At 67.5% G+C, this 15057-nt stretch carries 13 protein-coding genes; 5 read left to right on the forward strand and 8 right to left on the reverse strand.

The features are described from left to right. Nucleotides 1–173: 173 nt before the first annotated feature. Nucleotides 174–425, reverse strand: coding sequence for a hypothetical protein (locus ABDB74_RS06060; RefSeq protein WP_407062153.1), 252 nt, complete (start codon nucleotides 423–425; stop codon nucleotides 174–176). 322 nt (nucleotides 426–747) lie between these two features. On the opposite strand from ABDB74_RS06060, the gene ABDB74_RS06065 reads away from it, so the two are divergent. From ABDB74_RS06065 to ABDB74_RS06080, 4 genes are read left to right on the forward strand one after another with little or no spacing between them, the layout of a single operon-like run. Then, entirely contained in the window at nucleotides 748–951 is a 204-nt protein-coding gene (locus ABDB74_RS06065; protein ID WP_346622542.1) for a hypothetical protein, read from the forward strand. Beyond that, entirely contained in the window at nucleotides 948–1859 is a 912-nt protein-coding gene (locus tag ABDB74_RS06070; RefSeq protein ID WP_346622544.1) for a serine protease, read from the forward strand. Before ABDB74_RS06065 ends, ABDB74_RS06070 begins: the two co-directional genes overlap by 4 nt. Before the next feature lie 28 nt (nucleotides 1860–1887). Next, entirely contained in the window at nucleotides 1888–3474 is a 1587-nt protein-coding gene (locus ABDB74_RS06075; RefSeq protein WP_346622546.1) for a radical SAM/SPASM domain-containing protein, read from the forward strand. Continuing rightward, a complete protein-coding gene (locus ABDB74_RS06080; RefSeq protein WP_346622548.1) occupies nucleotides 3471–4544 on the forward strand; it encodes a radical SAM protein in 1074 nt (357 codons plus the stop codon). The genes ABDB74_RS06075 and ABDB74_RS06080 overlap by 4 nt, the downstream gene beginning before the upstream one ends. A 73-nt stretch (nucleotides 4545–4617) precedes the next feature. Here the strand turns inward: ABDB74_RS06080 and ABDB74_RS06085 are convergent, their stop codons facing one another. The 7 genes from ABDB74_RS06085 to ABDB74_RS06115 form a co-directional block, all read right to left on the reverse strand. Further along, nucleotides 4618–6660: a DNA/RNA non-specific endonuclease gene (locus tag ABDB74_RS06085; protein ID WP_346622550.1), complete on the reverse strand. Its 2043-nt coding sequence runs from the start codon at nucleotides 6658–6660 to the stop codon at nucleotides 4618–4620. A 704-nt stretch (nucleotides 6661–7364) separates the two neighbouring features. After that, nucleotides 7365–8312, reverse strand: a complete 948-nt coding sequence (locus tag ABDB74_RS06090; RefSeq protein WP_346622551.1) for a hypothetical protein — start codon at nucleotides 8310–8312, stop codon at nucleotides 7365–7367. Between the two features lie 471 nt (nucleotides 8313–8783). Continuing rightward, nucleotides 8784–9914: a site-specific integrase gene (xerC, locus tag ABDB74_RS06095; RefSeq protein ID WP_346622553.1), complete on the reverse strand. Its 1131-nt coding sequence runs from the start codon at nucleotides 9912–9914 to the stop codon at nucleotides 8784–8786. A gap of 41 nt (nucleotides 9915–9955) precedes the next feature. Further along, entirely contained in the window at nucleotides 9956–10180 is a 225-nt protein-coding gene (locus ABDB74_RS06100) for an excisionase family DNA-binding protein (protein WP_346622555.1), read from the reverse strand. 116 nt (nucleotides 10181–10296) lie between these two features. Beyond that, nucleotides 10297–10896, reverse strand: coding sequence for a hypothetical protein (locus ABDB74_RS06105; protein ID WP_346622557.1), 600 nt, complete (start codon nucleotides 10894–10896; stop codon nucleotides 10297–10299). A gap of 291 nt (nucleotides 10897–11187) precedes the next feature. After that, a complete protein-coding gene (locus tag ABDB74_RS06110) occupies nucleotides 11188–11652 on the reverse strand; it encodes a tyrosine-type recombinase/integrase (RefSeq protein ID WP_346622559.1) in 465 nt (154 codons plus the stop codon). Beyond that, complete coding sequence (locus ABDB74_RS06115; RefSeq protein WP_346622560.1) at nucleotides 11649–12356, reverse strand: hypothetical protein; 708 nt, start codon at nucleotides 12354–12356, stop codon at nucleotides 11649–11651. Before ABDB74_RS06115 ends, ABDB74_RS06110 begins: the two co-directional genes overlap by 4 nt. A gap of 1692 nt (nucleotides 12357–14048) precedes the next feature. Here ABDB74_RS06115 and ABDB74_RS06120 point away from each other — a divergent pair. Continuing rightward, nucleotides 14049–14837 (forward strand): hypothetical protein, encoded by a 789-nt coding sequence (locus ABDB74_RS06120; protein WP_346622562.1) that lies wholly within the window; start codon nucleotides 14049–14051, stop codon nucleotides 14835–14837. Nucleotides 14838–15057 lie beyond the last annotated feature (220 nt).

The following is a 15057-nucleotide window of genomic DNA, read 5'->3' on the forward strand; positions in this document are numbered from 1 at the left end:
GCGACGGCGGCGGTGGGTATGTCGCTGCAGATCTGACCGTGCTCGTCCCCGCCTCCGGGGGGAGCTGATGCGCCGGCGAAGTCGGTCCTAGGGCACGTCTCCTTGTCCGCGTAGCCAGGGACGAACCAGGCGCCGGATCGCGCGCGCGGACGACCAGCGGCCGACCGCGACCATCACAGGCATGGTGCGACCTTGGTCGACAGCCCGCCGCGGGACCGGCCCAGGGCGTGACCAGCCGGCTCGACGAGCGGATTCGTGTAGTTCGTCGGTGCCCCTGTGTCCCGGGACAGACTGGCCGCGCGCTGGTGGGCGCGGTTGATCGTGGAATCGATCGACGCCGACCAGTCGATGTCACCTGCGGCGTCCGGCAGAACCTCCGAGATCCGCTCCCACTGGGCATCGGTCAACACCGCTCGACGCGACATGCGCCCACCATCACGCCCACCGGCGCTCAGGATCGGGACACAGGCCCCAGCCCCCATACCGTCCTGCTCTCAGGCTCCGACACCGGCTGACTGCTGCCCCCTGCCCGACCCGCGACCGCGTCAGCGACGCGGAGTCCTGGGCCCGTCGAGGCGCTCCCCGGAAAAGTAGAAAGTAGAAAAAACTGTTCGTTGTCGCGCCTGAACACGACGTAGCGGCGCGCACTTTCGGGTCCTCGACCGCGATCGACTCCTTTGACAGGTGCGGAGTCGATGCGGGATACCTACTGCCCGTTCCCGAACCTCTCCGTAGAAGGGAAGACCGATGTCGTCCTCCGATTCCTCGAACGTGCCGGTCACCAAGATCCGGTTGCGCATTCCGTCCGGAATGAAGGTCAGTGACGTCATCTCCCGCCTCGAAGTGACATTCGAGGAGATCGAGCCCACCGGGGCCGAGATCCGTCCCAACCTGGACTGTTGCGTGGACGCGACCGTCATCAGCCCGGTGAGCACCGTCAACGCGCGATGAGCCCGTTCCGGGCCGGCTCACGCCGGCTGGGGCCCGACGACGCCGGCCAGGAACCGCTGTGGATGGCGCTGGACGTCCTCGCGCCGCGCACGCCGGTACCCACGGACGAGGCCGGGGCGATCGCCGATGCCCGGGACGCCGGCCTGGAGGCGATCCTCGGCTCCACGACCGACTTCCTGCCGGTCGGCTTCCTGGATCTCGGCCGGCGCCGGGCGGAGGCGGTGGCGCGGATCGTGGTGCGGCAGCCCAGCCCCGACGGGCCGCTCGTCCACGGGCGGGGCACCGGATTCCTGGTCGGCCCGGACGTGCTCATGACCAACCATCACGTGCTTCCCGACATCGACAAGGCCCGGGTCAGCACCGTCGAGTTCAAGTACGAGCTCGACATGCTCGGCAACGAACTCGACGCCGACGTCTGGGAGCTGGTGCCCGACGACCTGTTCGTCACCAGCCCCTTCGAAGAGCTCGACACCACCCTGGTGCGGGTCGCGACGAAGGACGGCAGGGCGGCCGGCGAGGTCTACGGCCAGGTCGCCCTCCGCGCCGACCCGCGGAAGGTCGCCGTGGACGAGCCGGTCTGCCTCATCCAGCACCCGGACGGGCGGCGCAAAGAAGTTGTCCTCTTCGAGGCGAAGGTCAAAGAGCTCTATCAAGAAGGGTTCCTGCATTACTCCGCCGACACACTCGAAGGGTCGTCGGGGTCGCCGGTGTTCAACGTGACCTGGGACCTGGTGGCACTCCATCACCGCGGCGTCATCGAGCGGGACGAGGCCGGCAATTACCAGGTCAAGGACGGCCAGTACGTGTACACGTCGAACGAAGGCGTGCGCATCTCGGCCATTGTCGATTTCTTGCGCGGGCTGCCCGAACCGCAGCAGTCCGCCGTCGTCCCACTGCTCGTCCCCTGACCCGTCATCGCTCCGGAAGGAGCCCGCCGTGCACCCCGTGCAGACCAGTTACATGCGGAGCAGGTACACGCTTGCCGAACGGCTGGACGACGGCAGCGGCGGCATCCTCGTCAACACCCTCACCGGGGCGGTCGACCTGGTCTCCGAGCGGTTGGCGCTCGCCGTACGGGGCAGCCGCGACTACCCGGGCGTCGTGGACGCGGTCCACGACGGCGGGGACCCCAAGTTCCTCCTCGAGCGCGGTTACTACGTCGAGGACCTCGAGGTCGAGGACGCCTTCGCCCGGGCGATCGCCCAGCGCAGCCTGCGCCAGCGGCAGGCGCTGGCCGAGCCGAAGTACATGTTCTTCACCACGCTGCGGTGCAACCTCACCTGTTCCTACTGCTGGCAGGTGCAGGAGCACGGCGGTGCCCGGCAGAAGACGCCGGTCATGAGCGACGAGATGATCGCCGCCGCCTTCCGCTTCGTCGACGCCGACATGGCGCGGCGCGGCGCCACCTCCGGCGTGGTCAGCCTGTTCGGCGGGGAACCGCTGATCGACCGCCCGCAGTTCCGGGCCACCGTGAACACGATCTGCGAGGGCGCCGCGGCCCGCGGGCTCGACATCCACTTCACGACCAACGGCAAGCACCTGGCCGCCTTCCGCGACGAGGTGGAGCGGTTCCGCCCCTCGATCCAGGCGACCGTCGACGGGTTCACCCCCGGGGCCGCGCCGTTGCTCACGAGGGCCGGCCAGAAGCTGACCGGCCTGCACGAGGAACTGCTCGCCGTCGCCGGCGAGCTCGGGCTGCGGGTCTACGTCCGGTTCCTCGTCGGGATCGACACGATCGACGAGTTCATCGCCTACGCCGACCACCTGCACGAGGGCGCGGTCCCGCCGTCGCTGAGCCTGGGTGTGGCCCCGATCCAGAACAAGAGCGGGCCGCGGGGCGAGCGCGCCGCGTCGAAGCCGGAGGTGCTCGAGCGACTGCTCGCCGCCCTGGACGACCGCAGCTACGCGCGCCGGCTGGCCTTCACCGACTGGCGCAGCCTCTACCTGCTCAACTACCTGCGCTGCGGCGAGGAGCTCTTGCCGGCCGCGAGCTTCTTCCACTGCGAGGCCCAGACCCATCTGTTCGCGTTCGGCTCCGACGGGCTGCTGTACACCTGCTACGAGGCCGGCGGGGATCCCAGCCTGGCGGTCGGGCGGTACTTCGACCCCGACGGCGGCGCCGTCGACGGCGCCGAGACCGTGCGCTCCGCCGGAGGGTGCGGCGGTGGCTGCTCCTCGGGTGGCTCGTCGCAGGCCCGGGGGCCGGTGCCGATCCAGCTGTCGCTGCGGCGACCCGGGGCGGAGTCGCCGTCCGCGGAGTCCTACGTGCCCGAGGGCGTGGCCACCGTGGACGAGGCGCACCTGCGGCGGTTCCGCGAACGGACGGCGTTCGCGATGCCGCAGTGCTCGGAGTGCGCGCTCTCGCCGATCTGCGGGGGCGGCTGCCAGGTGCGCGGGATCAAGAAGAACGGGGTCTACGAGTTCCCGTACTGCGACGACCTGCACGACGAAGTGCGATTCACCATGCGGAGCTGGAGCACCCTCGGAGAGATGCTCCTCCCTACGGCAGGAGGTCAGCTGTGACTGCGCTCGACGGCATCAAGGTGGAGCACGGCCTGAGTGATTACCTTCGACACGGGATCTCGCTGTGGGATCTGGTGGACAAGGACTCCATCTCCAGCGTCACCATCCTGCTCACCTACGCGTGTCCCGCTGCCTGCGACCACTGCGTCTTCGAGAGCAGCCCCTCGCGGCGGGAGACGGTGAACCCCGAGACCGCCCGCCGGTTCGTGATGGCGGCGGCACGGCAGGACCCGCCGCCCTCGCTGTCCTTCTCCGGGGGAGAGGCGTTCCTGCAGCTGGATCTCATGCGCGAGCTCACCGATCTGGCCGCGAGCCTCGGGATGGCCAGCGAGGTGATCAGCTCCAGCGGCTGGGCGACCAGCGACGAGCGGGCGACGCGGGTGCTGCGCGACCTCTACGCGCGCGGGATGCGGACCTACTGCACGAGCATCGACGATCTGCACGCGGCCTTCATCGACCCGCGCAAGATGCGCCGGGCGGTGGAGGCGGCGCTCGGCGAGGGCTACACGGTGGTCATCAACTCGATCATCCGCAGTGACACCCGCGGCCGGGAGACAGAGCACATCTCGAAGATCACCGGCCTGCCGATGGAGACGCTCGGGCGCTGCGTCGTGCACCCGTTCATCACCGTTCCGGTCGGCCGTGCGCGGACCAACGTCAACGACTACCTGTACCTGAACAAGGACTTCCAGGAGGGCTGCCCGTTCTCCACCGAGATCGTCACCCTCTCGCCGAGGGGTTTCACCTACCCCTGCTGCGGCATGGTGATCGGTGAGCCGACGAGCAGGGCCGGCCTGTTCATCCAGGACAACCTCGACGGGAAGTCGGTCGACGAGATCGCCGAGGTCATCGAGGCGCTGAAGAACGACCTGTTCTTCAAGCTGTTGCAGACCATGGGTCCCTACCGGCTGCTGCAGGAGATCAAGAAGGCCAATCCGGAGCTCGACGCCCGCGACCGGTTCACCGGCAGCTGCGACGTCTGCCTGGAGTTCACGGCCAACCCGGCGATCGCCGAGGCCACGCGGCGGTTCCTCGACAAGTGCCAGGCGGCGCTCTACCCGGTGACCTGACGCCTCCGCGTTCCATCGCGGGCCGCGGTGACCAGCGCGGATGTGTCGCGACGCTGCCGTTCAGGAGGCGCGGTCACCACTCGACCTGGTCGAACGCCGTGATCTCGGATGGGGCAGCCGACTCCAGTCCGCCGTGAGAGTCGGCGTCGGCGAGCGCGCCGAAGTCCAGCCCGGTGTGTGCCGTGACGTCGGTGATCCGTGTCTGGAAGATGGCCACCCGTCCCACGTCGTCGAAGTCCTCCAGCGCGTCGGGCAGGAACGTCTCCTGGCTGGCGAGGAAGGCCGTCGCCCGGAGCGCGGACTGCTCGACCCGCATGACGATCTTCCAGAAGGCTCGCGGAACGGTCACGCCACGGTAATGGGGATCGTCGGCCCGGAAGACCGGGCCGGTGAAGACGCTGACGCGCTTCCGGCCGGCCCTGGCGTTGGTGAGGACGTAGTTCTCGATGCCCGCCCACAGGGCGGTGCGTTGGTTGAACGCACTCACCTGGGGGGCGCAGTTGGTGAAGTGGAAGGTGTCGCTGGCGCCCCGGAGGGCGCTGACGGCGCTGCCCCAGGCGGGGTCGAGCCGCCGGACCAGGTGGCCGCGGTCGAAGATGCGTGGCCGCTGGGCCTCGAAGACCTTCTGGCTGAGCTGCTGGTCCGGTGAGATCCGCGGATCGAGGTACCACTTCTCTGCGGCTTCGACCTCGCCGGTTCGGCGGTTGATGCCGCGCAGGCGCTTGCCGTCGATGTTCACGGCCGTGCAGAAGGGCATCCGCCGTTCGCCGTTCTGGATGACGCTGAAGTGCACGTACCTCAGTGCCAGGTCGTCCGGTGCTCTCCCTTCGGCCGGCACCGCAGCCTGGCCGACGAGTTCCGCGGACAGCGTGGGCAACGGAACGGCGCTGCCCAGGAAGTCAGGCCGATAGCCGCGGCGGCTGCGGTAGTCGTCGTCGGGAGGCCGGTTCTTCTCCATCACGCCGAGCGGGACAGGCCCGACCAGAGACGGCCGGTCGGGGGTGGTCAGAGCAGACACCGCTGTGGGCGGTGCGAAGGCGTCGCCGGCGGTGATGCGCACCGGTATCTGCAGCTCGGTCTCCGCGCTGCCGATCGTGAGCGACCTGCCGATCGGTGCCGTCGCGGGCGCCGACTCTCGGTCGGGACCGGCCCGTGGCGGATCGAGGGCCTCGGCCAGCACGGCGCGCTGCTCAGGTGGGAGTCGGTCCAGCACCTCGCGCAGCGCCATGGCCAAGCTACTGACGCGGATGCCCTCGTTGGACTCGTCGGGCACGGGCTGACCGTTGTCGAGGCTCGTTTCGTTGCGTGGCCCGCCGGCGTGGTGCAGCGCTACCAGGTCGAACTGGTCGTTGAAGACCGGGCTGCCGCTGGAGCCGCGCAGGGTGTCACCCTGGTAGTGCAGCGTGACGCCCCCCTTGCCGCGGCCGACTACCCGGTTCTCGCGCAGCGCGACCTGCTTGAAGTCCCCGTCGGGGTGCTGGACGATCGTCACGAAGTCGCCCTCGGCGTGTTTGTCCTGCGCCGCCGTCAGCGATGACCTGCCGAAGGCTGCCAGTGGCCTCCCCCCGGACAGCTGCGGCCCGACGGCCACCACGGTGGCGTCGAGTTCGTCCTCGTGACTGGTCCAGAAGAATGTCGTCGGGTCGAGGTGGAACTCGCTCGGCGTGACCGGGACACCGTCCATGCCGAGTTCGTAGTCGAACTGGACGACCTGCTGCGCCGCTGCCGCGGCGTTCGGCGTGACGTGGTGGTTCGTGAGCAGCAGGCGCGTCGATACCAGGGTGCCGGTGCCAACTGCCTGCCGCTGGGCGGTGACGACGCGGGCGACGGCGTTGGCCGCCAGGCGTGCTCGGTCGAGGTAGGCGACCGGCACGAAGTCCAGCGCCGGCCCGACCATCCTTTCCAGGGCGCCGCCGGCGAGCGCCTCGGTGCGGACCAGCGCGGCGACCCCGGCCCGGGCGGCGAACGGCAGGCTCTCGACCAGCTCGAGGTCGCCGGCGGCGACTCGGCGAACCAGGTCGCTGGAGAGGTCTTCAGCGGTCAGGGCGCGTAGGCGCCGGTACAGGCGATCGTCATCGCCCTCGCGGAAGACTGTCGATCCAGTCGCCTCCGGCATGGCGCGCCACCCGTCACGAGAGGGGCCCTAGCAGCACCGGATGCTAGCGGTAGGACGCGGCACCGGACGGAGTAGCGACGTGCTGATGACGTTGCGGTGGCGAAGCGGTCGCGCATCGGCCCGGACGTCCCGCATCGCCGCGTTCAGGTTGCGGTGTTGCCCGGTCTGGTCGCAGGCGGCGACCTTGACGACCTGATCGGTACGGTGCAGTCGCCTCGCGTGCCCGGCGAGGGCTCGCACCAATGCAGCCACTCGTCGTGACCGATCCATGACCGGTGGAGCGGAGAGCAGGGGTCTGCAGGGGCCCGAGGCGGACCTCCCAGACGATCCTCGGGTACTCCTCCAGGGGACCCAGCAATCCATATGACCTGCGGTCTTGCGTGGAGCGGGTGACCGCGATCGAACCGGCATGGCCAGCTTGGAAGGCGGGATCCTCTGACGGCGTATGTACTGGCCAGCGGCTTGCGAGGGGCGCCAAAACAGCGTCCGTGACCCACACATGACCCAGGGTCGAGGCGTGACCCACGCGTGACCCACCGCGGGCAGGTGGTTGCTAGTGGCACGCTCTGCCACGACCACCCTGGAGGTGGCATCGGGGACACCGTGGACACCGTGGACGCCGAGCGGCAGCTCGGTCTGACAGACCTAAGCCATCCGCTACTCGTTACGAGGGCGCATGGCACTGCTCGATGCCCCCGAGCGAGCTAGAGCTCAGCTAAGCCCGCGCGGCGCCGCAAGAAGGGCCCCAAGAGTAGTCCGGCGAAGGTCAGGGCCATGGAGCCGGTAAGCCCGGCGAGAAAGGTCGCAGTCAGTTGAGAATTTGCGGCTAGAGGATCGTGAAGGACGTAGTTCACGCCCTTCCTTCTGACTTCCAAGTTTTGCCATACCAAGCGGTCGGTGGAAGCTACGGGCGGCCGAGCGGACGTCACTTCGCTAAAGCCCAGTTCCTCACGGAGCTCAAGTCGGATGCTGGAAACAGCTACGGGCTCAATCAATCGACCCGAGGTCTTCTCAGCTAGGAAGCTGGTTTGCTCATCCTCTCCTGCGTCCAGTGCTCGCAACTCCTCATTAACTCCATAGTCCCCGATATTGTATCCGGCAATAGGGGCGAGTGCGCCGAATGTTTGGCTGCCTGCCGTCGTCGTCTCAGGCGTACCTACCGGAAGAAAAACGGTTAGATCTCCGAACATTGCGACGGGCGCCTCGCGTGAGACGACGCCTTCTACCAGAGCGGATGATGTGTCGTGGTAGCCGTCGTAGTCGGTGACCGCAAAAACCTTGCCGTCCTGTGCGGCGCCCAGACCGCCAGCCCGATAGCGAACGTTCGCGGCTCCGGCATATTCATCTGCTGGGCACCGCACCGTGCCATCGGACGCCATCTCAGCGACATACACGCAGTGCGCATGTACTGGGACTCCTGGTGGTGGCTGATACTGCCCTGACGTGATCAGGTACCAGCGCAGTCCGGGAATCCTTTCCTCGAAGTCAAGCGTGAGCTCGAGGATGCTGATCCCCGGCCAACCCGTCTCCCGAAGCTCAGCACTTACTGCAACACGAGGGGCCGGGATCCCGCCGTCGGCCTCAACAAAGATCAGCAAGCCACCTGTAGGGCTTGGCAAATCACCAGAAGTCAACACCGGCAGTAGCAGCACGATGGTCGCGACGCTGGATAGCAGAAACCCCGCCAAGAGGGGGAGAGTCCACCATCGACGCCGATGGGGCCGCGGCCGCGCGGCCGCAGGTGTCGGTGTCGGTGTCGTCAGCAAGCCCGCCCATGATCGAGCCTCTGGCATCACCGTCCCGCGCGCGAAGACTCCTTCAGCTGTTGCTCTCTCCTGCGCGCCAGTTGGAGTTCGTGTCCTGCCCACCAAGAAACCGACCCAACCTGCAACCAGCAGACCTAGCCAACGCCCCCCGCGAGACACTGCATGAAGATACGCAGAAACGGGCCGGTGAACCGACAGGGGATGGGGGCAAGTGGCTGCGCGTGTCGGGCGGAAGGCGCCGGAAAATCACCCTCGAGCAGCATGGCGACCTTGTGCACGCGTCCCTAATGGGGCGCTCAGGGACCCCATGGCCGCTGCTCGCGCCACATGGGCAGGGTGGACGTTAGCGGCCGGGTGTCAGTCGTCCCGCTCCGGATCATCGTTCGACAACTCGCTGATTGCTCCAAGCATGTCATCGAGAGCGCGGGCGATCGCGGCGTCGCGGTTGTCCGCGGCGTGCTGGTAGAGCAGGGCGGCGGCGGGGGAGGAGTGGCCCAGTCGGCGCATCAGCTCCTTGGTGGTCGCCCCGGTGGCCGCTGCCAGGGTTGCGCCGGTGTGGCGGAGCTCGTGGGGCCGGACGGCCGGCAACCCAATGGCGGTGGCGGCGCGACGGAAGGTCGAGTTCCAGTTGCTGCGGGCGAGATAGCCGCCCGAACTGGTGGAGAACAGGAGGGCGTCCGGAGCAGCGGTGACGTGCTTCTCCAGGTGCTCTTCCAGTACGGCCGCGACTGCGGCCGGCAGAGTCACGATCCGGTGCCCTGCGTCGGTCTTGGGATCGCCGACTACCCATCCACTGCCGACTCGTCGAACGGAGCGCTCGACGCGGATTCGGCCGCCGGGTAGGACGTCGGACCGGCGCAGGGCCGTGGCTTCACCAAACCGAAGACCGCCGAAGGCGAGGACAAGCAGTAGGGCCCGATAGCGAGCGGTTCTCCGGTCGTGCCCCAGCCGCTCGGCCAGCTGCAGCGCCTCTGCCGCGGTGAGTGCGCGGGAGGGACGGGACGCCTTCGGCGTGCCAGCGGCGCGCAGACGGCATGGATTGGAGGCGATGACCTCGTCGCCGACCGCCACGTTGAGGACGGCCCGTAGCAGTCGGTAGGACTGCGCCAGTGCTGTCGGACCGGTGCTCCGACCGGCCTTGGTGTGCCAGGACCGGACGGCGGCGGACGTCACTTCGTCGACGGGTACGTCCGCCCATGCCTCGGCGAGGTGGTGACGCCACAGGCCCGCATAGAGAACGCGCGTGCTTGAGCGGAGGTCGTTACGACTGAGGTAGTCCTCGGCATAGTCGCCGACGGTCCGGCGGCTGGCCACCGGAGCGCGCCACGTCTTGCGGAGGAGGTCCGTCTGTTGCGTTGCGAGCCAGGCCCAGGCATCGGCCTTGGTGCTGAAGACCTTGGCATGGCGCCGACCGTCAGGGGCGCGATACCGAGCGCGAAATCGACCGCTGGGGAGCTCGTCGACCGTCCCGAACGTCCGCTTGGCCACCTTGCAACCCTGACGGGACAGTGAGCGGTTGTCCGCCCGCGCTACCGCTGCCTGTGGACGCGGCCGGCGTCCACAAACGCGTCTAGCGTCGCGCGCTCGAGGCGCACATACTTGCCGACTTTGACGTAGCCGATCCGGCGCTCGGTGATGAGCCGGCGGATGAACCGCTCGCCCGTTCCGAGGTACTCGCCAGCTTGCTGGACCGTCATCAGCTGATCGCGGGTGACGGTGTCGAAGTCTCTCCGATGCGCCGGTCGGGACGTCATGCCAGGAGCCTCAACCCGGTCCGCCAGTAGTTCTTGGGCCTCCCCCCAGTTGAACTTGTTCGTCGCGCGACTGGCCACTGAACTCGGCATCGAGCCGTGTGCCATGTGGGGTCACGTCAGAGTTCGGCCACGATGATGCGGGCGCCGGCGTATTCGTCCGCGCCGGCAGGGCGCTTGGATGCCGTGATGCGGTCAGCCCGTACGTCGTCCGCTTGCACGCGTAGCCCCGTCCCTCTGCGCACCCCGAGTACGCCGTCGAGGGCATCGATCGTCGCTTTGATCAAGTTGCCAAGGTGGGGCTCGTTACGTCCGCTTTGGTCCTGACCGAGGAAGAACTCGAGGTCCACTTGAAGTCGACAACCGGCCGGAAGCGTGCAGCTGGAGAACGCCGACCGGACATTCGCCTTCCAGCGCTGATCGGTGGCTCCGGCTGAGTAGCCGGTGGGCCTGCCTCGGACCACCCGCTCGAAGTGGCCGGGTGCCGGCACGCTGGCCCCAGCGCCACCGCCACGGCGTTCGGGTTGCTGGGGTCGGTGCTGCGGCGGGGGCGGGGCAATGCTGTAGCCGACTTCGCCATCTCCGTAGACGTGCAGCGTGCTTGGCCGGTGGTGCCACAGCCACGCCAGGTGAGCGCAGACGATGGCGTCCAGTTCGTCTTCCACGCGGTTGAGGTCGCCGGGGCGCGGCGCGGGTAGCGCTGCTTCAGTTGCGTCCACCGGGGACTTCCGGCCAGGGCCAGCTCCGGGATGGACTCCAGGTGCTGCACGAACAACTGGAATTCCGGCGTCCGCCCCTGATCGTTGCCCTTCTTGTAGTCCAAGCGGTACGGGAGCTCGAAAAGGCTCACGAGCGCAGGGTGCGGATAGACCTCGATGCAGACGCCGACGTTGCCGCCGGTGGGCGTTCGGGGATCCACCGCCCATCCGAAGCGCTGAGCCAACTTCCTAGACCGTGTGTCGCAGGTTCGAATCCTGCCGGGGGCACCGCGAGAACTGCAGGTCAGGCAGCTAATCGGCCTCTGATGCGAGCCGTCGAACGGGCGCTTGTTGCCGCTCAGTCCGCATCCAGTCCGCACGAGCCGCGTCCATCCGGTCCGCGACGGCGTCCAGCTCGTCGCCGAAGAGGTGGCCGTAGCGGTCCAGGGTCATCGCGGCGGAGGCGTGCCCGAGCATCGACTGCACACCCTTGATCGACGCCCCTGAGGCGATGGCGAGCGATGCCGCCGTGTGCCGGAGCTCGTGCGGAACGAGGCCCGGCAGGTCGGCCGCGTCGGCCGCCCGGTCGAACCAGTCGCGGCGGAAGTTGTTGACGCGCATGGCGGTGCCGGCCTGCGAGGGGAACAGGAAGTCGTCGGGGGCGCGGCAGGCGAGCTGGCCGGCCAGGTCCTCCCTCAGGAAGCGCGGCACCGGCACCCACCGGCGCGCATGGGACTTGGGCGGCCCGAGAACCTGGCGCCCCTCCACCTCGGTCACCGACTCGGCGACCTCGTCCGCCCGCGGAGCAGGTCGACCCGCCGCACCCGGAGTGCCGCTGCCTCGCCCCACCGTAGGCCGGTGTAGCCGAGCAGCAGCACGAGTACGCGGTGCGGTCCGCAGTGGCCGGCGAGATCGGCCAGCTGCGAGTGGTCGAGGTAGCGGCGATCGGTGGTCGGGAGTCGCGGGAGGTCGACACCCGAGGCTGCGTTGCGGGCGAGCCGCCTGTCCTTGACGGCGGCGTCCAGCATGGCCGTGAGCAGGTGGTAGGCCTGCCGGGTGCGGCTCGCCGACAGCCCGTCGGCCCGCATCGCCGCCACCCACGCAACGACGTCCCCGTGACCGACGCGCGACAGGCGCACCTCTCCCCATCGCGGCAGGACGCGCGCGCGGAGCAGTGACTGGTAACTCGCCAGGGTCTTGGGCGCGAGGTGTGCCCGTCCTTCGATCCAGGTCTCGGCCCAGCGACCGACGGTCAGGCGTCCCAGTTCGGGATGGATGTACGTCCCTCGCACCAGTTCCGCGGTCCGCTCGTCCAGCCACCGCTGAGCGTCCACCTTACGGTCGAACGCCTTGGTGACCTCGCGGCCCGACGCATCACGGAAGTGCGGGCGGTACCGCTTGCCCTTTCCGTAAAGCGCGGTGCGCTCCAACTTCCCGGTCGAGCGGTTCCTCCTATGCCAACGGTCCTGGATCGTGGCCACGGTCTCGCCTCCGTGAACTCTCGTTGGACAGGCCGTCAGCCGAGACTGCCGCCACAGAGTCGTCGCCTGGCCGAATGCGCCGAAGGATGACCGAGTTCGGAGGCAACCCAAGCTCAGGGGCCTGTCGTCTGTGTAGCTCAGCGGGCGGAGCCGAGGTGCTCTTGACCGACATCTGTGGACAGTCCACGGCCTGTGGAGAGGGGATAGGCGCGATCTCCCGAAGTTCTCCTGTAAGTCTCCAGTTCATCGCCACGTCCCTGAAGGCGGCCTAGGGGACACACTGCCTGGCCCTGTGCGACCGGACAGTAGGCGTTAGGTAGTGCAGCCCGTTCAGTCACGAGTTCCGCACCTTCGGCCGCCAACCTTGGCATCATCATGGGCTCGGACGAGAGCCTTTACGAGGGGGAGTCTTGACTACACAGGATGCAGATCGATATGCCGATCGCTTGAATAGGATCACCGACAGTATCGACAGGACGATGGGGTCTATTTACACTACGGCTTTTGCCGCCCCTGCGGTCGCAGTCGGACTTCTGGGATTGGTCAACGTTAACAACGCTGGCAGAGAAGGTCGTCAATTGGGATACGTTGGCCTCGTCGTTGCGGCCTGCCTCGTGCTCATGTACGCCTGCGTGCAAATGCGTTTCATTTTCGTCTTGGCAGGTCAGAGGCGAGCCATAGAAGAGTATGTCGAGGCAGAGCGAATTCTTCCACCGGGTCTCTACCGTTGGGAGACCGGCCCGGCGAAGGAGTTGAGTGGGACTCGGACACTAGATGGCCATCTTCACGGAAATCGGTTCTTGCAGCCTGCGCTAGCTCTCTCGGTCCTCACTTTCGTCTGCGCGTTCGGGCTCACGGGGCTGTGGCACCTGCAGGGATCCGTCTGGCTATTTGTACTTGCAGCTACACTGACCGTAACCACGCTCGTGGCAGGTTTTTTGAGTTTCCATGCCATACCTCGCGCAGAGGCTCGTGTCTATGCGTGGACCAAGCACAGCCTCGAACCTGCTACCCGGCCTTGAGCCATGTAGGCGTTCAATGCAGGGAAAGACCTGTCCGAAAGTGGGCCGCTTAGGGCGACGTGGTCGCCAGGACACAACAGCTCTTGTGTCAGCGGCATCGAGCGCGGCTCCCGTCCCCCTGGCAGTCCTGCTCGGTGCCTTCGTCCGGCTGCGCACCGCTGACCTCGTGGCGGGCGGCCACCGGGATTGCTGGGGCGTCGTCTCTTCCCCGTAGGAGTAGGCGGAGCTGAGATGGGGGTCGCGCCGCCTCGAACTCAAGACACGGCAGGGACAGGCGCGGCGGGGTACAGCCCGAGCCGCACGGGGACGCGCGGCCGGCGCAGAAGGTGGAGAGCCCGTTAGCCCGGGGCCTTCATCGCGCATGATGTGAGGGGTGGCCCAGGAGACCAAAGGTGCCTTTAAACTGCAAGGAGGTTGCTCCTGGCCGTCTCGCTGGCGGTACGCGGGGACTGCCTGGCCGATCTGGCGCAGCTGCGGGGTGCGCCGGAGGTGTTCGGCCCGGTTGCCTGTACGACGACGGCCACGATCCAGTTCGCGACGTCCATGCGATGCCCCCGTTCCGGGGCCGCCCCCTCCCATGCTCCAAGCGGATCCTTCGGGTCAGTACGGTCACCCCACGCTTGGACCACACGAGGGGGCGGCTTTGGCGTCGGACAAGAAGAAGTGCTTCGTGGTATCGCCCATCGGCCCCGAAGGGTCGCCCGAGCGGGAGAAGGCCGACACGACACTGAAGTACCTGATCAAGAAGGCGCTTTCGCCGGACTTCGAAGTATTGCGCGCCGATGATGACACAAATCCGGGAGCAATTACTCCCCGAATTGTGCAGAGCATCCTAGAGGCCGATCTGGTAATAGCAGACATCACCGGAGCGAATGCGAACGTGTTCTACGAACTGGCAATCGCACACGGCTACCGAAAGCCGACCGTACACATCCAGGAGTCGAGTGAGCGCCCGCCATTCGACATCAAGGACATGCGAATCCTGCCGTACGACACCACGAACCCCGAGAGATTGGAGAAAGCGCAGGAGTCGCTGAAGGCGTTCGTCGCATCGGCGCTCAAGAACCCGGAGGCAATCGAGACGCCTCTCCGAACCGCCCACCAGTTCGAGGCAGCGCGGGCGAGCGGCGATGTCGTAGCGCAGACCAATGTGCAGATCATGGAAGCACTCGATGACCTGCGGGCGGCGGTTCGCTCACTCATGTCCAGGCCCACCGGTGGCGGAGGGTTTCGTTATCCGCTCACCTCGCTCAGCGCTAGCGGTGACCTGCCCGACGATTTTGATCGGGCGGAGTACATCCGCAATCTAGAAACAAGAGCGAAGGAACTCACTCGGGAGGTAAACACCCCCGGCCTCGTAAAACTCGCGTCCCCCGGCGCGCACCTCGCTGCTCGACAAGAACTGGACGAGGTCCGCCAGAAGCTCCGTGAGGTCTATCCGAGTTCGGCCTATCTTTGACCCCGGGGTTCCGACGGGCGGCGTAGCGGCCACCCGGTCGAGCGCCGTTAGCCGCGACCACTCCTCGATCCGGCCGGGAGCCTGCTTAACTGCGACGTAGGGCAGGGCGATAGCGAGGTAGTCCGGCTCCCACCCGTCCACGCCTTGCGCGGCCGACGGTCACCCGCCAGTGCATGCTGTCGTCGCGCCCGTCCGGGGCGCTGTCCGCCCGGGCCAAGGT

Source organism: Blastococcus sp. HT6-4 (assembly GCF_039679125.1).
Taxonomy (GTDB): domain Bacteria; phylum Actinomycetota; class Actinomycetes; order Mycobacteriales; family Geodermatophilaceae; genus Blastococcus; species Blastococcus montanus.